Genomic DNA, 21,717 nt, shown 5'->3' with positions numbered 1-21,717 from the left:
AAAGAAAGAGGGTGGCCCGGAGGCCATCCTCTTTCGGTTTATGATGAGCGGCTTGTCGACAGGTTACAGTTCAGTCAGCGCTTGAACCACCAAGTAAGGCACCATCCCGATGGCGATAAGACCGAACAGAAACCCTTTTGCGATGGACTTTAAAGCATGTTTCATGATGTTTTCCTCCCTACTCTCTTTTTATCTGTGTCTAATTTGTGACTTGCTTTCATTGTAATTTTCAATTGTTACGAATTTATGACGCTAACCTGAAACGAACGTAAAATTCAACAAAAAACGGGGGTCCCTTTTGTGAAAAGGAACTCCCGTGTCTATTCGACGTAAGGCTCGATATGAACGTGCACGTTTCCAATCTGATGCTCCTCCAGCATCCGCTTCTCGATCTCATCGCTGATCTCGTGACTTTCGCCGACGGACAGCTCGGCGCTGACCTCTACGACGACATCCAGCAGCACGCTGCTGCCGTGTACCCGGGCCCGGATGTCCTTGATCCGCTCTACGCCGGGCGTCTGGTGCACCGTCTGCCGGAACACCTTCAGCTTCTTGTCGTCGAACCCGTCGGTAAGCGCGTGGGCGGCATCGATGAATACGTCCCAGGCTGTCTTGCAAATGACCAAGCCGACGGCGAGCGCCGCGGCCGCATCCAGGATCGGATAGCCGAAGCTAGACCCGATGATGCCTACGGCCGCCCCGATGCTGACGAGCGCATCCGACCGGTTATCGTAGGCCGCCGCTTTCAACGACTGGCTGTTTAACCGTTTCGCCAAACGGCTGTTATATGTGTATACCCCCCACATGACGACCGCACACCCGAGGGCAATCCATGCGGCCAGCAAATCCGGAGCCTGACGGTCTGTTACGAAAAAACTCTTGCACGCCTGCAGCACGACTTGAATCCCGGCGGCGGCCATAATAAACGACGCGACGAGCGAGGCGATCGTCTCGGCCCGTCTGTGCCCGTAAGGGTGGTCCCGATCCGGCGGCTTGCGAGAGATGCGCAGTCCGATCAGCACGGCGAGCGATACGATAATATCGGTCGAGTTATTGATTCCGTCGGCGGTGAGCGCCTCGGAGCCGGTCGTATACCCCATGCCGATCTTAAAAGCGGCAAGCAGGATATACGCGACGATGCTGACCCACGCGCCCTTTTCGCCTTCTTTTAACGGATCATGCGTTTCCACGGCGGTTCCCCTCCATTGCTCTTGCCAAAATCACCTTGATTAAAGTCAGGCTCATCATATCAGACGAAAACCGTGTGGGTCTAGAGAAACAGTGTTTTACCCGCCAATAAAAATAGGTCCCGTGCAACTTTGTTTTACCGGTCAAAGGATGTGAGGAACGGCCAACAAAAAAGGACCGGACCAAAAAAAGAAACAGCGGCCCGCGTCTCGCTGGGTACCGCTGTCCGGACGCGGCGCCGAAGCCGCCGCTTGCCGCTTAGAAACGCAGGCCGGCATCGAAGCCGTTATAGTTGTCGCCCGACGGATCGAACGGCACGTCTTCGTCATTATATGCGCCGCTGGATCGGTTGACATAATCCGATGCGGACACGGCCGGTTCGCTTTCGGTCCAATCGTCGTTCACGAAATGCGCCGGAATCGGGATCAGGCTGTCTGGGTCGTAAGCCATGGCGAAAGCGGCGGTTTCGCTCAGCGAGCCTTCCGCTTCGATCAAACGGCCCCCATAGGCCTGGACAATTTCGAGCGCGGACGTCAGATCGTGCCGGTCTACGATGACATGCAGAGTCGGCTGCTTCAGGTTCGTATGCGGGCTCACACGGTACCCGAGCTCCTCCAGCATATTCTGGGCCAAAGCGGCCGCATTCTGAGAATCGAATTGAAACAAAATCGGTGTGCTGCTCATAAGGTTCCCTCCGCTTGTCGGTAATAGGTTCACGTTTGCTCCTAGTTTGCCCCGATAAAGGATGCTTATTCCAAGCGCGGCACATACTCCCTCACCCGCAGGCATAGGATGATAGCGAAACCGCTCCCTTATCCGACTTCGCCAAATTCTGACCCGAAAGAGGTGCACACCATGTATAACGGACCGCCCGAAAGCCCCGAGCCGGACGACGTACGTTCGAGCCAATGGATTGCCGCTGCGGCGTATTTGATATTTTTCGTACCGCTGCTTGCCGCTCCAAAATCGAGATTTGCCATGTACCACGCCAATCAGGGGCTGGTGCTGCTCTTGACCTCGATCGCCGCAAATCTGGTGCTCGGGCTGCTGCCGCTGATCGGGCTGCTGCTCGTGCCGCTGGCCAATCTCGGCCTGCTCGTCCTATTCATTATGGGCATTCTGAACGCTGTGAACGGGTGGATGAAGCCGCTGCCGCTCATCGGCGGCCTGAGCTTGATCAGGACGCCTTAGCGCGCGGGCACGCCAAAAAGACGTTCCGCCTCCTTCTTTTGAAGTAAGGAAGCGGAACGTCTTTACTTTTGTCAAAAATCGGCGCGTCATTGTTAGCGCACAACCTCTTGCAGCGGCCGCCGTTCGACGGTCAGCAGCTTTCCCTCGCGGAAAAAGCAGCGGTGCTCCGCACAAGGCTCTCCGGCCAGCATCGCCGGAAGAAAATGCCGGACATGCTGCACCACGCCGTTATTTTCCGGGTCGATCACCCATTCGACCGGTTTCCATGCCAGGATACCCTCGGGCGTCTCCATCGGCAAATCCGGCAGCGCATCACCCGGAGCCTCTCCGATAAAAGCGTACATCCCCCCGACATCACGGCCGTCCACCTCCCACGTCACGGTCCCGCCGAAGCGCACGGCCTCCACTTCGAGCCGGAGCCCGGTCTCTTCTTCAATTTCTCGCATGACGCTCGCCAGCGGCGTTTCTCCCGGCTCCAGCTTTCCGCCGACCCCATTCCACAGCCCGAGCAGCGGCGCTTTCCCACGGTTCAGCATGAGCAAACGATCGCCGCTGCGAATAAAAGCAATATTGAATTTCAGCATGTCTCACCCTCCTGTCCCGCAAAATCCGCAAGTTTATCTCCATTATAATGCAAGTTTCCACAAAAGCCCGGAAAATCCTGCAACTTTTGCTTATTTTCGGCGAAAACGAGATTGCCAACAGTACGGGGAATTTGTTATCATTGACAAGTGGCGAGCCATATGTAATATTAATTATAAAAACGTATGCTTTACTGCTTAAAAGCTTAAAAGCCACGAAGCGTTCGCCTATTTTGGAGAGGAGTCAATCATTATGGTCAGGGAAAACCACAATATTTTGGACTGCACCATCCGCGACGGCGGTTTGGTCAACAACTGGGATTTTAGCGTCGAGTTTGTCAAAGACATGTATTACGGTCTGAGCGAAGCCGGCGTCGAATATATGGAGATCGGTTATAAAAACTCGGCTAAGCTGCTGAAAGGCGCTGAAGCGGGGCCTTGGCGCTTTTTGAACGAGGATTTCCTGAAGGAAGTCATCCCGCAAAAGACCGACACCAAGCTGTCTGCGCTGGTCGATATCGGACGCGTTGACGAGAAGGACATTCTCCCCCGGGAAAACAGTCTGCTCGACCTGATCCGCGTAGCAACCTACATTAAAGATGTGGATAAAGCGCTCGATCTGGTGCAAAAATTCCACGACTACGGCTATGAAACGACGATCAACATTATGGCGCTCTCCCACGTGATGGAGAACGATCTGAACGAAGCGTTCGAAGAAATCGCCAAGAGTCCGGTCGATGTCGTGTACATCGTCGATTCGTACGGCAGCATGGACTACCGGGACGTCGAATATCTCGTCTCCAAATTCCAGCGTCTTCTGCCCAATAAGAAGCTCGGCCTGCATATGCACAACAACATGCAGCTCGCCTTCTCCAATACGATCATGGGCGCCACCAAAGGCGTCGAGTTCCTTGACACATCCGTATACGGCATGGGACGAGCTGCCGGCAACTGCCCGACGGAGCTGATCGTCAGCCATTTGAAAAATCCGAAGTACGACGTTCGTCCGATCCTCGGCATCATTGAGAAGCATATGATCACCATGCGCGAGAAGTGGGAGTGGGGCTACATTATTCCTTACATGATCGCCGGCGTATTGAACGATCATCCGCGTTCGGCCATGGCGGTCCGCACCAGCGACAAAAAGGACAAGTTCGTGGAATTCTACGACAAAATGACATCCCCTGAAGCGATGCCGGCCGGCGAGTAATTCGGCACCGCTTGCGGTTCACACAGCAAAACCCGGTTTCCCTTGGCGGAAGCCGGGTTTCTTGTCTGTTCGCACGCCATTCTGGTAAGCTTAACCATGTACGGAAAGGGGAAATACGCTATTATGAAAACTTTTGAAGCCCGGGTCAAAGCCGTGCTGGCCGCCCGCGATCCGCATACGTTCGTCACCGCGCGGGAAAGCTCCGTCACCGTGGATCTTGCCGGCATTCCCGGCGACCGGCATTACGGACTCACGCGGCCTGCCGACAGCCGGCAGCGGTTTTATCCGCGCGGCACCGACATTGCCAACCGGAGACAGATCAGCATCGTCTCCGTCGAGGAATTGGCCCAGATCGCCGAGCGGCTTGGGCTGCCCGAAGTGCTCCCGGAGTGGCTCGGCGCCAATCTGCTGTTGGAGGGATATCCCTCCCTCACGCTGCTGCCGCAGGGCGCACGCCTGCTGTTCCCTGCCGGAACGGGCTTGATCGGCGAAGGCGAGAACCTGCCCTGCACGGGGCCGGGCGAAATGATCGCCGAAGCGACAGGCCATGCTGCGGCAGCTACCCGCTTCACGGCTGCCGCGAAGAAGCGGCGCGGCATCGTCTGCTCCGTCGAGCGCATAGGCACGATCGCAGAAGGCGATACCGTGCGGATTATGATCGAGTAACCGGGGCAGGACCCGGTCGATTTCACATTTTACAAGCGAAGCGAGGTGCGGGAGGTGCTTCCGACCGTTACGATCAAAGCCCCCAAGCAGCTGCTTAATCCAGCCACCGGTTACTTGACGGGCTATACGCATACGCTCAATCCTTACTCCGGCTGTGCCTTCGCCTGCACCTACTGCTACGTGCGCGAGATGCCGGTGGCGAAGTTTCGCCCGGAGCCTTGGGGAAGCTGGGTCGACGTAAAATCGTCGGCTGCGGAGCTGCTCGCCAAAGAACTCGTCCGGGCGAAGCGCAAGGGCCCTGTCTCCATCTTTATGTCTTCCAGCACGGACCCATACCAGCCGGTCGAATACCGGACCGGGCTGACCCGTTCGCTGCTCGAAACGATGGCGGAAGGAGACGCGCCCGACTTTGTGCTGCTGCAAACGCGCAGCCCGCTCGTCACCCGGGATATCGATCTGCTCCAGCGGCTCGGATCGCGCGTGCGTATCAGCCTCACGATCGAGACCGACCTGGAATCGGTCCGCAAGGCGTTCTCGCCCGCCGCGCCGCCGATCCCCGCCCGGCTGCGGGCACTGCGCAAGCTCGTCGAAGCGGGCGTTCCCGCGCAAGCGGCCGTTTCGCCCGTGCTGCCGAGCAGCGACGGCTTTGCGCAAGCGCTGCGGGATACCGGCGTGACGCGGCTCGTCGTCGACGATTTCTTCATGGGCGACGGCAGTCTCGGACGGCGCACGGAGCGCCTCGGCATCCGGCGCATTTACGAGTCGCTCGGTCTGGAGGCTTGGTATGACCGTGACGCTTACCGGCAAGTACTGGAGCAGCTGAAACGGCATTTTTCGGAAGAGCGGATTTTGGTCAGTCAAGCGGGCTTTTTGCCGTAAGAAGCAGGAGTCCGTTTATGGAAAAAAGGGAGGCATCGATTAACCCGATGCCTCCCTTTTATAATGCGGTTTACGATCTCCGCTTCTCCGCTGCCGGACGAATACTCTCCATTAAACGGAGCAAGCTGTCCATGCACTCCCGCGACGCCTCTTCTCCGCCTTCCGAGAAGGCGCTGCCGGAAGGACGCTTGAGCTGCTCCTCCGTAAGCTGCGAGCGCAAGCGGTAATGCGTCTCGACGACCAGATAGCCGTCGTAGCCGTCCGCCAGCAAGCGCAGCAGCAGCGCCCGGTAATCCACTTCGCCCTCCCCGATTGCGACACTTTGAACGCCATCCGCCGTCCGCACCGCATCCTTCAAATGAATATGACAGATCTGCCCGCGCAAATGCTCGTAGCCGTCCGGATAAGGTACTTCGCCGTCCGGGTCCCATAAGTCGTTGCCCGGGTCGTACAGCGCCCGAAGGTGCGGGGAGGCCACCGCATCGAGCAGCCGCCGCACTTTGGCGCCGTTCGTCGCATAGACGGCGGGGTCGAATTCGAGCGCGTAGACAAGCCCTGCCGCTTCCATCAACCCGACGATTCCTTGCAGCCGTTCCGCGATACGCGGGAGCGCTTCATCGAACGGGCCATGCGCCCAGAAGCTGAAGCCCCGGACATAACGGCAGCCGAAGCGGCGGGCCAGTTCCGCATATCGCTGCAGAATGCCGAGATGCTCCTCGATCTGCGCCTCGTCGTCCAGCTCGCATTTGAACACCGGCGAAGACAAGCCGCATACGGTGAGACCCACTTCCCGCAGCCTCGTCGCGAGCGCATCGATTCGCTCGTCCGGCAGCTTGTAAAGCGGCTGATCGTCGACGGAGCGCAGCTCGACGGCTTCCAGCTTATAGTCGCGGCAAAAGCGGATCACCGCCTCGATATCCTGCGACACCTCGTCGGTCAACACAGCCAACCGAAACGGCCATGTCATGACGGGGTGCCCCCTTCCCGAGCAACGGCCGTTTGACCGGATGCCGGGGAAACGCCGAGCGACACCGCCCGGCCCGTGACGCGGCTTTCGTTGGCGGCTTCCATGAAGCGGACGACCTCCAGCGTCTCGCGCAGATCGATCGCCGGACGGCCGCCGGTAAACCAGCGGACGATGCTTTCGAGCAGGAGCGCATAGTACGGCTTGTCGGACGCATAGACGTCGGCGTACAGCGTCTGCTTCTCGCGATGCACCCACGCGCCGAACCTCCGGTTGCCCCGGCGATTCCCGCGGATCGTGCCGATGCGGCCGTCCGCCCAGGTGCCAACGATGAGATCGTGGTCGTCGTTCGTATACGCCTGGACCCGGATGCAGCCCGTCCCCATGACGGCGTACAGCATATCGGCCGTATGCACGCCATACCAGAACAGCCCCGGCTGGGTCGACTGCAGGTCCATCGGGCCGTAGCAGTCCGCGCCGATGATGGCACCGCCCTCCTCCGAAGCGACCGCCTCCGTCAACGTTTGCGCGAAGCGGACGGCGGAGCAGCTCATGACCTCGACACCGTGCTGCTCGGCAACGCGCGCGATTTCTTCGGCATCCCGCGAGCTAACCGCTAACGGCTTATCGATAAACACGGGCTTGCCATAGGGCGCAATGTGGCGAAACTGCTCCAGATGCACCCGCCCGTCCACGGATTCGAGCAGAATCGCATCGCAGCGCTCCGCGACCGCTTCCGGCGTATCCGCGATCTCCACGCCGTACTTGCTCCGCAGCGTCTCCGTGAAGCCTTCCACCCGGCCGGCGCTCAGCTCGAAATCGGGCGAGCCGCCCGGAAATGCCACCGTTACCCGGGCTCCCGGGACGTGATGCTGATGATTCGGGTCGTTTAGCAATTCCGTAAAATCGACAGCATGCGACGTATCCAAGCCGATCATGCCGATGCGAAGTACAGAGTTCATTTGCATATGCCTCCTGTTCTTGGGCTTGCGAGCCTTGCACGGTATAGGTTAAGGATTAATAATGACATACGGCTGATGCTCCATATGCTCTTTCGAGTGAAGCTGCACCAGCGAGTTCTTCGTATTCATGTCTGCCAAGCGGAATGTCGCTATCCCGTCCGTCCGGCTCTGAAGGAACGAGGTGACATCGATGCCATACCAGCCGCTTTGCACGACCTGCAATGTGCCTATGCTTACCGCAGTACCGCCCGGACGATTGTTCCAATTCACCGCCTCCTTGCTCCAGCCGTCCGCTGTCAGCCCCTGTACCGTGACCGGCACGGCAACAGCCGGAGCCGCATGAACGTACACATACAGCTTGGCGGAATGCACAGGCTCCGGGTACGCCCCGAAATTGAATTTCATCAGCGCCAACCTGTCGCCTCCCCCAGCCGCCCTCGGGGCATCGATGATATCCAGCAGCTCGGTGGACCCGTAATTTTCGGCCGGAGCGTTCTCAAAGACATATGCGTCAGCAACCGGACGTAACATGTTGCTGCCAACTGCCGCGCGGTTGACCGTTATCGTATAGCTGTCCGTCGTTCCGTCAGGTCCGGCGGTCCGGACCGTGATGCGATTCGCGCCAGGCTGCAAAGCCACCTCTGCGGGAGCCCCCGGAGTCACCAGCGCTCCGTTCACGAGCACGGCGGTGTTCGCCGCTTCCGGACGGGCCGTCACGGCAAGCCGGTACGTATCGGCAGACACCGTGACGGTATATTGGAGCCGATCCGGCGTAAAGGCTGGCTCCAGCGCGCCCGCGCTGAGGCTTAGACCCTGCAGGCGGACCCGTGGGTACAGCGCCGCCGTATGCGGCGCATCGTACGCCTGCGCCCAGTAGTAGCCGGCTGCCGTGATGCGGCGAGGCTCGAACCCAACCTGCGCGGCCTGCGGCAGCGCCTCGGAGGCAAGCGTGATGGCGCCGCCGGTCGCAAGGCCGCCCGTATACTTGCCACCGGCATAGGTGAAGCGGCCGTACACCTCCGCCGTCACGGGCTGTCCCGTCGCCTTATCGACGACTTGCAGCGCTGCGCTGGCGCCGTTCCCGCTGCGCACGATCTGCAGCTCCGAGACGATCATCGGCTTAAGCGCCGTCGTTCTGGTCGTCGCCTGCGTCTCCGCCGAAGCCGGGCCGATGTTGCCCCGGACATCCATAGCTGCGACTTTATAATAGTACGTCGTATTCGGCAGCAGCCCGGTATCCTTGAAGGATAAGCTTCTTGCAGTGCCGACCGCGGTCGCGGCTCCGGCCGTAAAGCCCGGCTGCTTGCTCCGGTAAACGACGTATTTGTCCACCTCGGTATTGTCGAACGCCATCCCGTAGGATAGTTGAACGGTGCTGTAGTCCGTCGCAGTCGCCACAGGATTGCGGGAGACGGCGGTCGGCGGCTCCGTATCAGCAGGCGGCTGCCAGAACACGGCTCCCGGCCCCCAATGCGACGGCAGGGCGCGCAGCGAGTCATAATGGTGCATCGCGATGCCGCCAAAGCCCGGCTTGTTTTCGAACGCCGCATACACTTTGTCGAGCTCCGCTTCCATCGCCGTCCGGCCTTCCTCACGGAACGTGATCGTCTCCGGATCGCCGCTATTGGCGATATCGAGCGTCTCGACGCCGATGACGACGGAGTTCGGCTTGCCGATTTTCGCGGCGTAGGCAATTTCGCCTTCTGCGCCTGCAATGATGCCTGCGGTCCCGTCGGCCGTATCGCGGTAATCCATGATCGAGATATAATCGGAAATGTCCTGAATATGCTCAGACAGCCATTTCGTTGCGCCGTTCCATTCGATATTCTTGGACTCGTTCGACGAGTCGTACCACTTCGGTATGGCCGGACCGATCGGCAGATCGATTCCTGCGGCATTGCGCCGGTCCGCCATCTTTTTCGACAGGTCCAAATATTGCTTCTGAAGCGAAGGATACTGTTCTTTGAAATCCGGCGAGATGTACGGCTCGATGTCGGCGTTCACGCCATCGAAGCGCGCGCCTGCCGGGGAAGCGATGTTGTAGTTGATAATCTTCTCCAACTGGCGCAGCGCCAACGGATGATATTCGGTATAAGCGCCCATATATGCCGGTGACGTGCCTCCTGCGATACAAGCGAATACCTGGTATCCCCGGGCATGCGCCCAAGTCAGAAAATCGCGGACCGCTTCCCGGTTATCCTCCAGTATGTCGATCCCGCCATAAGAGCCTACCGCGATATAAAATACGGTTACCGGATCGGAGCCGAACGTCGCCGTATCCTTGGCCATCGCGTCGAGCACGGTGCGCGAGCCCGGATTCAGCAGCAGATTGTACGAAGCCGGCTCCCAGATCCATATGGCGCGATCCTGCTTTTCTACCGTGACTGGCTCGCGCGTCCCCGCGCCCACCTGCGCGTAGGTCGTCATGCTGAAGCCCGTATTGCCGCGGTCGTCCACCGCTTTCGCCTCGATGCTGCTCGTCCGTTCGCCGATGTCCTGCGTCTGCCACATATATTGATAATGGTCCCCTTTACGATCCGCCGCCTGCCACGGTCCGCCGTTCATGCGGACATCAACGCGCTGCACCGCGTTTGGAGAATCCACGGATATTTGGACCGGCACCTCCCCCGTGAGCCCCTTCCCTTCCTTCGGATTGACGATCCGGACAACCGGAGCGGTCCGAGCCGGATTGCTCGCTTGCAGCGTTAGCGTTCGGCTCCAAACCCCGTAGCGTGTATTCACGTCAAGTCCTTTGGCGATGATCCGAACCGGACCGTTAAACGCCGACGTATCCAGATCGTAATACCAGCTGCCGCTGTCGTCCCCGTCCGGGTCTTCCTTGCGTACCTCGGCCTGCCTCTTCCCATCAATCAATAGAACAAGATCGTACACGTCCTGATACGTGCCTGAAATCCGTATCGTCCCCGAGCCGACCGGCGTGCCGTCGACAGGCGAGTCGATGGTGACGGCCGCTGCCGCAAGCGCCCGGGGAACGGTCCCCGGCGCGCCGAAGACGGACCACAGCCCCAAGAGCAGCAGCCAAACCGCAAAATGCAAGCGAATACGACGTTTCCACATCCCGATCACCAGCTCCTATATGTGAAGTCGCCTTCCCGAAACAAAAGAAACGAAAAGCTACAGCTTTACTTCCTGCCTTGTTCGTGCAGATTCATAGATTGCCAGAATCAGGTCGACCGCCTTACGGCCCTCCTCGCCCGGAATAAGCGGATCGCGGTCTTCCCGGATCGCGCCGATCATGTCGTCCACGAGAATATAGTGGCCGTCGCCTGAAATCGCTCTCGGATCGCTGCTGCCTTCCGCCTTTCCCGCCGTCTGTGGAGCTTCTTCGTCGCTTCCAGCGAATTTCCATACCTTAAACCCGCTGTCGGCAAAAACGATTGAGCCCAGCTCGCCGTGAATTTCCGCCCGCATCTCCGTGCCCGGATAGACGGACGTCGTGCCTTGAATGACGCCGAACGCGCCGTTTTTATATTTGACTGTAGCGACTGCCGTATCTTCCACTTCGATATCGCGCACCAGCGGAGCGGCGTAGGCGAAAACGGATTCAACGTCGCCCATCAGCGACAGCAGCAGGTCGATGCCGTGCACCCCCTGGTTCATCAGCGCGCCTCCGCCGTCGACCGCCCAAGTGCCCCGCCAATCGGCGCTGCGGTAGTATTCGGGGCTCCGGTAATATTTCATGTATACGTCGCCAAGCACCAGCTTGCCGAGCTTTCCTTCGCGGATCGCGCGCCCGACGATCGCCGCCTGCTGCGTCGTCCGCTTCTGGAAGACGGTGCCCAGCTTGACGCCGTGCTTGCGGCACGCAGCGATCATCTCGTCCATTTTCTCCCGCCGGATTTCGAGCGGCTTCTCGCAGAGCACGTGCTTGCCCGCCTGCGCGGCCGCAATCGTCACGTCGCCATGCAGCCCGCTCGGCACGCAGACGCAGATGACGTCAATGTCGTCCTGCTTCAGCATCCGCTCGTAATCGCCGAACACTTGCCCGATGCCATGCTCGGCGGCGAACGCCCTGCCGCGGTCGGCATCTTTTTCAGCGATGGCGACGAGCTCCGCTTCGGGATGCGCGGCAATCGCTTTCGCGTGATTCACGGCGATAACGCCCGTGCCCACCAGAGCAAATCGAATATTTCGTTTCATCGGATACTCCTCCATCGTTTAAACCGGATTATTTTTTGGGCGCAGCCGCATCGAGCCGCTGGTATGCTTGCTTGTACAGATCGACCAGCTTTTGCGTCCCGAGCCCGTTCAGCTCCTGCACATATTTATCCCACTCGGCCAAATTCCGGGAGCCGGTCACAAATTTGGCGAAGCTTTCCTCGCGATATTTCTTGACCGCTTCTCCGGTCACCGACAGCGTTTCCAGCTCTTTCTCCGTGAAGGCCGGTCTAGGCTGCATCGCCGGAGGATCGTACTGCCGCGCCTCCTGATACGCTTTCTGCAGATCGGGGGTGAACAGCGACAGATGCGAGTCGAAATCGATCCACGTGTACGTACCGCTCGTGGCGAGCCCCGTCTTCTTGCGCATTTCGGTCAGGTCGGTGAATTCCGGCTTGAACTTCTTTTTGCCGCCGTCCGTCATATACGTTTCGCCTTCCTTCCCCCAGCTGGCCAACGTGCGCCCTTCTTCGCTGTAGAAGAAATCCATATACTTCATGACGTCTTTCACTTTCTTAGAGGTGGACGATACGGTCAGACCGCCTTCCAGAAAATGCATGTACGGGTTGTACTGTTTGCCACCTGCAATCCCCGTCGGCGGAGCCATAAACTGCAGGTTGTACTGCGGGTTCTCCTTACGCATCGCGTTGTTGAAAAAGTCGATCCGGCTGATGTAGTCGATCGTAATAAACGACTTGTTCGTCGACATCATGTCTTGCCACTGCTTCGTCTGCACCGTCAGAAAATCAGGCTGGATCAAGCCTTCCTTGTTGAATTTATGGAACGTTTCGAGCATTTTCTTGTAGTTATCTTCGGCCGGCCCGTATTTCCACGCTTTGGCGTCGAAATCGTAATAGACGTCTTCGCCGGTCTGGAAATTAGCCGTGAAGTGCGCCATCATCTCGTCGGGAATTTGCCCGAACCGGAACGACAGCGGATAGCTGTCCGGGTACGCTTCCTTCAGCTTCTTGAGCACCGTATACAGCTCGTCGTACGTTTTCGGCGGCGTCAAATTGTGCTTTTTGAACACGTCCTCCCGGTACATCCAAATCATCCGGTTCGTTTCCCCAAAGCCTTGGTTCGGGAACATGTACATCTTCCCGTCCGCCGCCACGGCTGCCTTCGCCTCCTCCGGGTATTTCTCCATCCATTTCTTGAGGTTCGGCATGACGTCCAGATGATCCAAAATGTTGACAAGCGCGCCCTGCTGGCCGTATTTGTTCGATTCCTTCTTCCGGTTCGGCATATAGAGCAGGTCGGGCATATTGCCGGAGGCGACGACCAGGCTGAGCGAATCGCTCAATTTGCCGGAGGGCAGTTGCACCTCCAGGCGGGCGCCCGTCTTCTCTTCGATCATGTTCCAGATCGGCCAGTCCTTGCTGTATGGGAACGTCGCGTTATTGTCCAGCAGCGCGGTGAACGTTTTTTTACCAGGCGGCTGTTGGCCCCCTTCGGCGTCCGCCGCCGGCGGTTTTCCCGATTCCGAACCGCTGCAGCCGGCGGCCGTGACCGCAAGGATCGCAGCGAGCGTGAGAAGCGCACTTTTTTTCATGGAAAAGCTTCCTCCCCTTTGTGTGCGTATAATGTCTTGCCGTGCTATTTGGGCTTTCTTGGCCTAACCATTCGCCGCACGATGGCCGTTACCCTTTTACCGCCCCGATCATGACGCCCTTGACGAAATACTTCTGGATGAACGGATAGATGAGCAGAATCGGCACGGTCGATACCATAATAGTGGCGAATTTAAGCGAATCCTCGACGATCAGGTTATCACCTCCAATGCTGGTGACTTCGCCGGAATTGACCGCCCCTGCGAGGATCAGATTGCGCAGCAGCACCTGCAGCGGGAACAAGTCGGGCTGGCGCAGGTACAGCAGCGGCAAGTAAAAGTTGTTCCACAGCGCCACCGCGTAGAACAAGCCGATGGTCGCGAACACCGCTTTGGACAGCGGCAGCACGATCCGCACGAAGACGCCAATATCGGTCAGACCGTCCATCCGGCCCGACTCCTCAAGCTCCTTCGGCATACCGCTGAAAAACGTCCGCATGATGATCAGGTTCCACGTGTTGACCGCCCCCGGCAGCACCATCGCCCAGATCGTATCGACGAGCCCGAGCTCGCGGACGACAAGAAACGTCGGAATCATCCCGCCACTGAAAAACATCGTGAACACGATCATGAGCGTAAAGCCCCGTTGGAACACCATATCCTTGCGGGACAGCGCATAAGCGCCCATGGACGTGACGACGAGCGATACGGCCGTTCCCAAGGTTACGTACAAAATCGTATTTCTGTACGCGCTCCAAATCTGCTTGTCGCGGAAGACGACCTCGTACATGTTGAGATTGAGCCCTTTGGGCCAAAGGAACACTTCGTTTTTCATCACGTAAATGTCCTTGCTCAGCGATACGGCCGCCATGTATACGAACGGATACAGCGTGGCCGCCGCCACCCCGAGCAGCAGAACGATATTGACCGCGTCGAACCAGCCCCACCTGCGCATGCTTCCCCCTCCTACCATAAGCTGTGCTCGCTGATTTTGCGGCTGATGTAATTCGCCGAGCAGATGAAGATCAAGCTGATGACCCCCATGAACAGGTCGATGGCCGAAGCATAGCTGAAGTTGCCTTGAACGAGCCCGACCCGGTATACATAAGTGCCGATAATGTCCGCCGTCTCGTATACCGCGGGATTATACATAAGGAACACTTTCTCAAAGCCGATCTCCAGCACTTTCCCTACGTTCAGAATGAATACGATTACAATCGCCGGTGCGATGCCGGGCAGCGTGACGTGCCACATTTTGCTCCAGCGTCCCGCTCCGTCGATGCCGGCAGCCTCATACAGCCCCGGGTCCACGGAAGTCAACGCGGCGAGATAGATGATCGTCTCCCACCCGATATGCTGCCAAATTTCCGACAGCACGTAGATCGAGCGGAACATGCCGGGCTCCATCATGAAGTTGACCGGCTCGAAGCCGAGCGCGCGAATCCAGTGATTGATCACGCCGCCTGTCGGCGACAGAAACATAATGACCATGCTAGCTACGATGACGTTCGAGATGAAATGCGGCAAATAGCTGACGGTCTGTACGAACCGTTTGAATACGGCATTTTTCAGCTCGTGCAGCATGAGGGCGAGAACGATCGGCGCCGGAAATCCGAATACCAGCTTATACAGCCCGAGCAAAAACGTATTGCGCAGCAGTTTGAAAAAATCGGGGTTGCTCAAAAACATCTCGTAGTATTTGAAGCCGACCCATTCGCTCGCCCAAATGCCTTTGAACACGTTATAATTTTGAAACGTGATGATTAAACCGAACATCGGAGCGTAGCGGAACACCAGAAAATAAATCAAGCACGGTAAAAACAGCAGCCATAAATATTTGGTCCGGTGCCACGTCCGGATCGCGCGGCTGCTTAACCTTTTATTCGCATTCGTCGCCGGCTGCCGGACCGTCAGCTTCATTCCCGCCGTCTCCTCCATTCCCATACTCATCCCCTCTGTCTCGGTAGTTTGCCGGCTTGCCCTGCCCGAGCTCCGGTGTCAGCGTTAGCATAGCAAAGCGGCAGGCCGCTGCGAAATCCTCCAGATTGCCGGGGGATCGACTTTTGTTCGGAAATGTGACAGGATGCATACGAACCTGAAAAAATGAGTATTGGGATCGGATCAACCGAGCCTTTATAATTGAGACATAGTTCCGCAGCACGAAAAAGGAGGGCCATCCATGCGCATCGCCTGGCCGGAGAAGTGGAGGACGAATTCCTTGTTTGCCCGGCTGCTTGTGAGTTTTCTTGCTATCATCCTGCTACTGGCCGCCTTCAACTTCGGGTCGTTTCTTTATCTCAAGGGCAAAATCCACGACGAAATCGTCAAATACAACAGCTTGAATATGAAGCACACGATGGAAAGCTACGAAACGCATTTCAAGCTGACGATCGATATGCTGCTCAGCCTGAACCAGAACAACGAGCTGACCGCCAACCTGAACGTGCTCCGCCAGCTGCCGCAAACGGCAGGGTCTGAGAAGACGGTCAACCTGCACGCGGAAATTAAGGCGCTGATGGCCAATCCGCTCATGTTTTATGAGAATATCGTGTTTTATTTCAAAAACGGAGACTTCGTACTGGAAAAAGAAGGGACAAGCCGCGTGGAGGACATGTTCGGTAAGTTTTACCGATCGCCCGCCTACCCGCCCGATTATTGGAGGGGACAGTTCGCAGAGCCGTATTTTTACCGCATTCATCCGGCAGCCGTATTTTCGCAGAAATATATGAATCTGGAGCAGAGCCTCGGGCGGCTCATCCCGGTCTCGGTCAAAAATGCGCTGTACCGTGACGTGCTCTTTCTCGTCTTCCTGGATGGCGATAAGATGGCGCGGACGCTCCATTACTCGCTGGATAACCCGTTCTTCATTCTGGACGAGCAGCAGAAGCTGATTTACGCCTCCGATCCGGACGCGGCTGCTGCGGCCAAGCTGCTGACGTTTACGGAAGACGCGAGCGAGATGAAGCTGGGAGATCATTACTTGTTCCAGCAAAAAGGAAAGCACACCGGGTTCCGGTACGTCACGATGGTGCCGATCGAAAGCATCTCGTCCGAGCTGCTGCGGCTCAATCTGATTCTGATCTCGCTGCTCGCCGTCACGATCGGGATTAGTGTCGTCACGTCGGTGCTGTTCAGCGTGCGCTTGAACTATCCGGTTCAGCGTCTGCTCCGCACGGTCCATCAATACAACGATCCGGGAGCGTCCGCCGATTTCCGTATCCGTGAATTCGAGCTGATCGGCGAACAGATCGGCAGGATGCGCCGCGACTTGTCGGACAAAAATTCGCTGCTGCGATACTACGCATTTACCGACAAGCTGAAGCGGATTCATACGAAGCATCCGGATTTGAACGATACATCGTTTATTCAAAAGCCGTTTACGCTGATCTTGTTCCAGCTTCGTTTCTTGCCGCGGTTTATGGAGGAGACGAGCCTCGAACGCGAGCGAGCGACCTACTTTATCCGGGAATATATCGAGTCTTATGTAAAGCGCTCTCATTCGGATGCGCTGACGTTCCAGATCGACAAGGATCAAATCTTGACGCTGGCGTTCAGCGAGCACGGACAGCCGGTCGCAGACGATTGTCTGGCCGGCTTGAAGGAAGTGTTCGACTACGACAAGGATTGGTGTCATTTTACGATTGCGGTCAGCGGCCCCTCCCTGCCGGCGTCGGAGTTCGCCGCCGCTTACGAGCGGGCGCTGATGCTGGCAGGAGAGCGCCAGCCGCTGGAGGAGACGCAGATCATCCGCCAATCGGCCGTTCGTCCGCCGTATCGGCTGACGGCGATGCAGGAGCAGGAGCTGCAGACGAAGGTGCGCTCCGGCAGCTTCGAGCCGCTGCGTCAGTGGACTTTACAGCAGCTTGAGGCGCTGCGCGGGCGTGAAGCGACAGTCCCGGAGCTGCGGCGGCTTCTGCAGCAGACCGCAGGGCTAGCGCTGAAGGCCGTCGAAGCGGCGGGGCTGCCACTGCAGGCGATGCCCGCCGAGCGGGAGCTGCTCGCGGACATCGAGCAGTGCTTCACGTACGCGGAGGCGCAGTCGCTGCTGGAACGCCTGCTCGGCCAAGCAGCCGAGGCGATCGCCGCCTCTAGCGAGAATAAAGACCCGGTGATCGAGTTCGTTAAGCGATATACGGAGGAGCATTTGAGCGAGGACGTCTCGCTCGATCTGATCGCCGACAAACTGAATCTTTCCCGGGGATATGTATCGACGTATTTCAAGGAGAAGACCGGCATGAATTTCAGCGATTACCTGCACCATGTGCGCATCCGTCACGCGCAAGAGCTGCTGCTCGATCTCGAGCTGAAAATCCAGGATATCGCGCTGCGGCTCGGCTACCAGAACGTCAATTCGTTCATCCGCATGTTCAAGCGCTACTCCGGCATGACGCCGGGAGAATACCGCAAGAAGCAGTGCGGAGCGTAAGCTGTGAGACGTAAGCAGGCTGTAGTCGGCGCGAACGCAGCGAACGAGCAGTAAAAAAAGAAGCGAGTCCCCGCATAGAGGAACTCGCTTCTTTTGCTATGATCAGCTATCTTGCTATCCTGCCGTTCGCGTCTACCCGCTCTTACCGGAAATCCGGCGGAATCCGGCGGGCGGTGCCGGTCAAGATCGCCGCTTCGATAATCGCGTGGCGAACTTTCTTCACGACATGCTCGTTGAAAATACTCGGGATAATGTACTGCTCGTTCAGCTCCGCATCCGTGACGACGGAAGCGATGGCGCGTGCCGCGGCAAGCTTCATCGGCTCGTTGATGTTGCGGGCCCGGCAATCGAGCGCCCCGCGGAAAATGCCCGGAAATACCAGGACGTTGTTGATCTGGTTCGGATAGTCGCTCCGACCTGTAGCAAATACGCGCACATGCGGCAGCGCTTCTTCCGGAGCGATCTCCGGCGTCGGATTCGCCATCGCGAAGACGATGCTGTCCGGCGCCATGGTTTGGACGTCTTGTCCGTTCAAGAGGCCGCCGCGGGATACGCCGATGAAGACGTCCGCGCCGCGGATCACTTCTTTCAATGTGCCCGGCTCGGCTTCCACCTGCGGCTGGTCGGCCAGCCACTGCCACATCGGATACTCGTAGGTGCCGCCGCGGACAATCGCGCCCTCGCGGTCGACCGGCACCAGCTTCGTAACGCCTGCGGCCAGCAGCATTTTGCAGATGGATACGCCTGCGGCGCCGATGCCGTTCACGACGACGCGCACGTTCTCGATCCGCTTGCCGACGACCTTCAGCGCGTTGAGCAGTCCCGCGATAACGACGACGGCCGTGCCGTGCTGATCGTCATGGAATACCGGGATGTCGAGCTCTTCGTTAAGCCGGCTCTCGATCTCGAAGCAGCGCGGCGAGCTGATGTCTTCCAGGTTAATGCCGCCGAAGATCGGGCTGATCGCCTTGATCGTGCGGATAATTTCTTCCGTGTCCTTCGTATCGAGACAGATCGGGAAAGCGTCGACGCCAGCGAGCTGCTTGAACAGCATCGCTTTTCCTTCCATGACCGGCGCGGCCGCATGCGGACCGATATCGCCCAGACCGAGCACGGCGGTCCCGTCGGTGATGACCGCTACGGTATTCCGTTTGATCGTCAGCGAATACGCTTTCCTCGGATTTTCATGAATTGCCGTACATACCCGTGCAACTCCCGGCGTGTAAACCCGGGACAAGTCGTCACGGTTTTTGATCGGAAGGTTCGGTTGAACGGATACTTTACCGCCCAAATGCACAAGGAACGTGCGGTCGGAGACGTTGATCAGCTTGATGCCTTCGTGCTGCTTTAGCGCTTCCACCACTTGCGATTCCACGGATTCCGCAACATCCACAGTGATGTCCCGGATTGAGGAATCCTTACCCGGCCGAATCACGTCGATCGAAGTGATGTCTCCTCCGGATTTGCTGATTGCGGCGGCTACATCCCCGAACGTGACCTTCTCGTGGTCTAATTCCACACGCAAGATAATACTCGTCTGTGCCATGCTGTTATCCTTCCTTTTATATAAAATGATGTATCGAACCTAGTAATATGACCTGCAATAATCACATGTTATCACGACATTTATTTTTCGCGCAAATGAAAAACTCTATAATCCCCTATTAAATTCTTTTTTCACCCGCCCCTCTTCGCTTTCCCGATGGCTTGCTCCAGCATCTCCTTATTCATAGGCCCGGGATGCTTCTCCCGGATCGTTCCTTGCGCGTCGATGACGAACGTGGCCGGATAAGCGTTCACGCGGTATGCCTTGCCGACTTCGCCTTGACGGTCCAGCACGATCGGGAACGTAAGGGCCCATTCCTTGACCCATGCGCGCACGACCGGCTCGCTGACCTCCGTCGATGTAGCATTAACGCCGAGAATCGTCACGCCATTGCTTTCCTGCTCCGTATGCACCTGCTGCATATGCGGCATTTCCGCCTGGCACGGCGGACACCACGTCGCCCAGAAATTAAGCACGACCGTCCGCCCCCGGTAATCGGACAGTTTGACCGTTTGGCCGTCAAGCAATGGCAGCTCGAAGTCCGGCGCCTGCTGACCGATTTTGAGACCGATGTTCGCCCCCGCTTCAACCGTACCTGTCGAAGGCTTGTCCCACACATTGGCGGCCAGCGACGCGATCAGCGCATACCCGACGACGAAGACGACCGTCCGCTGGAGGAGCGGCTGCCACTCCCTCTTCGTTTTGGACACGAACCAGAAGACCGTTAGGCCCGCCGCGAGCAATGCTTTGAGTCCCCAAGTGATGCGGCTCTCCTCTTCCGTAAAAAAAATCAGCGCCGCGTAGACGGCGTACCCCCCCATAACCGAGACAAGCACCGAATCCATATAAACGGCTGCATTCAATTTGGCCTTTTTGGCGCTCCACCATACATAGACGCCGGACAGCAGCGTCGCCAGCCAGACGCCTTTGTCGCCGCCGCTGAAATAGAGCAGCGACATCGGGCTTGCCAGCACGCTCCCCGGATCGAAGACAAGGATACTCAGCTTCCAGCTGACCACCCATATAAGAAGCGCGTTCGATACGATCGCGCCGAACGTTCCTCCGATGGAAGAACCTTTTAACCGCAGCCTCGAAATGACGTAACCCGCCGCAACTGCCGCAATGACGACCAGCATGCTTTTTTGCAGGATGAATGGCCCCCATGTCCACGTTTCCATTGTTTGCTCACCGTTCTCTCGTCAAATGTCCTGCTTTCATTGTGGGGCGGCGGCCGGACGTTGTCAAATGGTGTCCCAGCTTGTGGAACCGGGCGATTTCCGTCCATGGATTCCCAGGCTTGTACATAAAACAACTAGAACTGCAGGAGGGATTTCCACTTGAAAAAGCAACTTACCGCACTGTTACTCGCCACTACCGTCACGTTCAGCGTTGGAGCTTTGACAGCCGAACAAGCCCTTGCCGCGTCGAATGCCACTATTGTCAGCGGCGTGAATTTCCGCAAGGCGCCGAATACGGGTTCAGCCACCTACGGCCTTCTAAAAACAGGTGAAAAAGTAGACATTCTCGATAAGGTTAATAATTATTGGTATAAAGTTCGCGACGATCAAGGCAGAGTCGGCTACATCTCCACAAGCAGCAAATACGTCCGCACCGACGGTTCCGGCGGAAGCTCGTCCAACGGAGGCGGCACGTCTAATGGCGGCAGCACGTCCAATACCGGAGGCTCGTCCAATAGCGGCAGTACATCCAAGCCGAGTACGGGCAATAACAGTGAGCTCGTTAACAAGGTTATTGCCGCAGGCAAAAAATATATGGGCACTCCCTACGAATTCGGCTCAAGCCGTTCGAACACCAGTACGTTCGATTGCTCCGACTTCACCCGCCAGGCGTTCAAGGAAGGCGCAGGCATCACGCTGCCCAGCGACTCGCGCGGACAAGCCTCTTACGTCAAGTCTCTCGGCGGCACGACAACGGACTGGCACAATCTGAAGCCGGGCGATCTGATGTTCTTCATGGATTATAAAGGAACGAAAGCGTCGGCCTACCCGTCGGATAAGTCAAACCAGCGCATCTCCCATGTGGGCATTTACCTCGGCGACGGTAAAATACTGCATACGTTTTCGAAAGCATCGGGCGGCGTACGCATCGACTCGATTGCGGGCAAGCACTGGGAACACCGCTTCGTCTTCGGCGGAAGCGCGTTGAAATAAGCGTTTATGTAAAGCTCCGGTCCTCCTTATCAAGGGTGGCCGGAGCTTTTTTTATGCCGAGCCATTGCGGGGCCCGTCGGAGCCCTTCCATGAGCCGAATCAGAAATTAGAGGAACTGTAATGCCCTATCGCCAAGAATTTACCAGTCTGTACAGGAATAGCGCATCCCTAGTGCTCTAAAGCTCCCATTTGGGTAGGTACGAAC

At 57.6% G+C, this 21,717-nt stretch carries 18 protein-coding genes; 6 read left to right on the top strand and 12 right to left on the bottom strand.

Annotated elements, in window-relative coordinates; translation table 11 throughout:
- Window positions 1-320 precede the first annotated feature (320 nt).
- The gene (locus tag QMG93_RS32455; RefSeq protein WP_281943954.1) at window positions 321-1,190 is read right to left on the bottom strand and encodes a cation diffusion facilitator family transporter; all 870 of its coding nucleotides are present in this window, start codon (window positions 1,188-1,190) and stop codon (window positions 321-323) included.
- A 256-nt stretch (window positions 1,191-1,446) separates the two neighbouring features.
- A complete protein-coding gene (locus QMG93_RS32450; protein WP_281943952.1) occupies window positions 1,447-1,872 on the bottom strand; it encodes a hypothetical protein in 426 nt (141 codons plus the stop codon).
- A gap of 171 nt (window positions 1,873-2,043) precedes the next feature.
- On the opposite strand from QMG93_RS32450, the gene QMG93_RS32445 reads away from it, so the two are divergent.
- Window positions 2,044-2,379 carry a hypothetical protein gene (locus QMG93_RS32445; RefSeq protein WP_281943950.1) on the top strand — a complete coding sequence of 112 codons (336 nt, stop codon included), beginning with the start codon at window positions 2,044-2,046 and terminating at the stop codon, window positions 2,377-2,379.
- A gap of 92 nt (window positions 2,380-2,471) precedes the next feature.
- On the opposite strand, the gene QMG93_RS32440 is transcribed toward QMG93_RS32445, so the two are convergent.
- Window positions 2,472-2,963 (bottom strand): NUDIX hydrolase, encoded by a 492-nt coding sequence (locus tag QMG93_RS32440; RefSeq protein WP_281943948.1) that lies wholly within the window; start codon window positions 2,961-2,963, stop codon window positions 2,472-2,474.
- A gap of 250 nt (window positions 2,964-3,213) precedes the next feature.
- Between QMG93_RS32440 and QMG93_RS32435 the strand changes: the two genes are divergently transcribed.
- The 3 genes from QMG93_RS32435 (at window position 3,214) to QMG93_RS32425 (ending at window position 5,715) form a co-directional block, all read left to right on the top strand.
- On the top strand, window positions 3,214-4,170 hold the full coding sequence (locus QMG93_RS32435) for an aldolase catalytic domain-containing protein (protein WP_010500558.1): 957 nt from the start codon (window positions 3,214-3,216) through the stop codon (window positions 4,168-4,170).
- A 123-nt stretch (window positions 4,171-4,293) separates the two neighbouring features.
- A complete protein-coding gene (locus tag QMG93_RS32430; protein WP_281943945.1) occupies window positions 4,294-4,836 on the top strand; it encodes an MOSC domain-containing protein in 543 nt (180 codons plus the stop codon).
- Window positions 4,837-4,890: 54 nt separating this feature from the next.
- Entirely contained in the window at window positions 4,891-5,715 is an 825-nt protein-coding gene (locus QMG93_RS32425; protein WP_281943943.1) for an SPL family radical SAM protein, read from the top strand.
- 70 nt (window positions 5,716-5,785) lie between these two features.
- Here QMG93_RS32425 and QMG93_RS32420 read toward each other — a convergent pair whose 3' ends face one another.
- From QMG93_RS32420 to QMG93_RS32390, 7 genes are all read right to left on the bottom strand, one after another.
- Window positions 5,786-6,682: a sugar phosphate isomerase/epimerase family protein gene (locus tag QMG93_RS32420; protein WP_281943941.1), complete on the bottom strand. Its 897-nt coding sequence runs from the start codon at window positions 6,680-6,682 to the stop codon at window positions 5,786-5,788.
- Window positions 6,679-7,647 (bottom strand): Gfo/Idh/MocA family protein, encoded by a 969-nt coding sequence (locus QMG93_RS32415; protein WP_281943939.1) that lies wholly within the window; start codon window positions 7,645-7,647, stop codon window positions 6,679-6,681. The genes QMG93_RS32420 and QMG93_RS32415 overlap by 4 nt, the downstream gene beginning before the upstream one ends.
- Before the next feature lie 42 nt (window positions 7,648-7,689).
- Entirely contained in the window at window positions 7,690-10,719 is a 3,030-nt protein-coding gene (locus tag QMG93_RS32410; protein WP_281943936.1) for a DNRLRE domain-containing protein, read from the bottom strand.
- A gap of 57 nt (window positions 10,720-10,776) precedes the next feature.
- The gene (locus QMG93_RS32405) at window positions 10,777-11,802 is read right to left on the bottom strand and encodes a Gfo/Idh/MocA family protein (protein ID WP_281943934.1); all 1,026 of its coding nucleotides are present in this window, start codon (window positions 11,800-11,802) and stop codon (window positions 10,777-10,779) included.
- Window positions 11,803-11,830: 28 nt separating this feature from the next.
- On the bottom strand, window positions 11,831-13,372 hold the full coding sequence (locus tag QMG93_RS32400; protein WP_281943932.1) for an extracellular solute-binding protein: 1,542 nt from the start codon (window positions 13,370-13,372) through the stop codon (window positions 11,831-11,833).
- Between the two features lie 88 nt (window positions 13,373-13,460).
- Window positions 13,461-14,324 (bottom strand): carbohydrate ABC transporter permease, encoded by an 864-nt coding sequence (locus QMG93_RS32395; RefSeq protein ID WP_281943930.1) that lies wholly within the window; start codon window positions 14,322-14,324, stop codon window positions 13,461-13,463.
- Between the two features lie 11 nt (window positions 14,325-14,335).
- Window positions 14,336-15,313 carry an ABC transporter permease gene (locus tag QMG93_RS32390; protein WP_281943958.1) on the bottom strand — a complete coding sequence of 326 codons (978 nt, stop codon included), beginning with the start codon at window positions 15,311-15,313 and terminating at the stop codon, window positions 14,336-14,338.
- A 235-nt stretch (window positions 15,314-15,548) separates the two neighbouring features.
- Between QMG93_RS32390 and QMG93_RS32385 the strand changes: the two genes are divergently transcribed.
- Window positions 15,549-17,795 carry a helix-turn-helix transcriptional regulator gene (locus QMG93_RS32385; RefSeq protein ID WP_281943928.1) on the top strand — a complete coding sequence of 749 codons (2,247 nt, stop codon included), beginning with the start codon at window positions 15,549-15,551 and terminating at the stop codon, window positions 17,793-17,795.
- A gap of 142 nt (window positions 17,796-17,937) precedes the next feature.
- On the opposite strand, the gene QMG93_RS32380 is transcribed toward QMG93_RS32385, so the two are convergent.
- Both QMG93_RS32380 and QMG93_RS32375 read right to left on the bottom strand, forming a co-directional pair.
- Window positions 17,938-19,341 carry an NAD-dependent malic enzyme gene (locus tag QMG93_RS32380; protein ID WP_281943926.1) on the bottom strand — a complete coding sequence of 468 codons (1,404 nt, stop codon included), beginning with the start codon at window positions 19,339-19,341 and terminating at the stop codon, window positions 17,938-17,940.
- A gap of 131 nt (window positions 19,342-19,472) precedes the next feature.
- Window positions 19,473-20,519, bottom strand: a complete 1,047-nt coding sequence (locus QMG93_RS32375) for a redoxin domain-containing protein (protein ID WP_281943924.1) — start codon at window positions 20,517-20,519, stop codon at window positions 19,473-19,475.
- 159 nt (window positions 20,520-20,678) lie between these two features.
- Between QMG93_RS32375 and QMG93_RS32370 the strand changes: the two genes are divergently transcribed.
- Entirely contained in the window at window positions 20,679-21,512 is an 834-nt protein-coding gene (locus tag QMG93_RS32370) for a C40 family peptidase (RefSeq protein ID WP_281943922.1), read from the top strand.
- Window positions 21,513-21,717: the final 205 nt, after the last annotated feature.

It is taken from the genome of Paenibacillus tyrphae (assembly GCF_027925525.1).
Taxonomy (GTDB): domain Bacteria; phylum Bacillota; class Bacilli; order Paenibacillales; family NBRC-103111; genus Paenibacillus_G; species Paenibacillus_G tyrfis_B.
This window is presented reverse-complemented; position numbering and strand designations above follow the sequence as displayed.

Bases quoted from the DNA above. Each gene is read 5' to 3' on its own strand.
- QMG93_RS32450 (WP_281943952.1), bottom strand. From the start codon at position 1,872: ATGAGCAGCACACCGATTTTGTTTCAATTCGATTCTCAGAATGCGGCC.
- QMG93_RS32445 (WP_281943950.1), top strand. From the start codon at position 2,044: ATGTATAACGGACCGCCCGAAAGCCCCGAGCCGGACGACGTACGTTCG.
- QMG93_RS32440 (WP_281943948.1), bottom strand. From the start codon at position 2,963: ATGCTGAAATTCAATATTGCTTTTATTCGCAGCGGCGATCGTTTGCTC.
- QMG93_RS32435 (WP_010500558.1), top strand. From the start codon at position 3,214: ATGGTCAGGGAAAACCACAATATTTTGGACTGCACCATCCGCGACGGC.
- QMG93_RS32430 (WP_281943945.1), top strand. From the start codon at position 4,294: ATGAAAACTTTTGAAGCCCGGGTCAAAGCCGTGCTGGCCGCCCGCGAT.
- QMG93_RS32420 (WP_281943941.1), bottom strand. From the start codon at position 6,682: ATGACATGGCCGTTTCGGTTGGCTGTGTTGACCGACGAGGTGTCGCAG.
- QMG93_RS32415 (WP_281943939.1), bottom strand. From the start codon at position 7,647: ATGCAAATGAACTCTGTACTTCGCATCGGCATGATCGGCTTGGATACG.
- QMG93_RS32410 (WP_281943936.1), bottom strand. From the start codon at position 10,719: ATGTGGAAACGTCGTATTCGCTTGCATTTTGCGGTTTGGCTGCTGCTC.
- QMG93_RS32405 (WP_281943934.1), bottom strand. From the start codon at position 11,802: ATGAAACGAAATATTCGATTTGCTCTGGTGGGCACGGGCGTTATCGCC.
- QMG93_RS32400 (WP_281943932.1), bottom strand. From the start codon at position 13,372: ATGAAAAAAAGTGCGCTTCTCACGCTCGCTGCGATCCTTGCGGTCACG.
- QMG93_RS32395 (WP_281943930.1), bottom strand. From the start codon at position 14,324: ATGCGCAGGTGGGGCTGGTTCGACGCGGTCAATATCGTTCTGCTGCTC.
- QMG93_RS32390 (WP_281943958.1), bottom strand. From the start codon at position 15,313: ATGGGAATGGAGGAGACGGCGGGAATGAAGCTGACGGTCCGGCAGCCG.
- QMG93_RS32385 (WP_281943928.1), top strand. From the start codon at position 15,549: ATGCGCATCGCCTGGCCGGAGAAGTGGAGGACGAATTCCTTGTTTGCC.
- QMG93_RS32380 (WP_281943926.1), bottom strand. From the start codon at position 19,341: ATGGCACAGACGAGTATTATCTTGCGTGTGGAATTAGACCACGAGAAG.
- QMG93_RS32375 (WP_281943924.1), bottom strand. From the start codon at position 20,519: ATGGAAACGTGGACATGGGGGCCATTCATCCTGCAAAAAAGCATGCTG.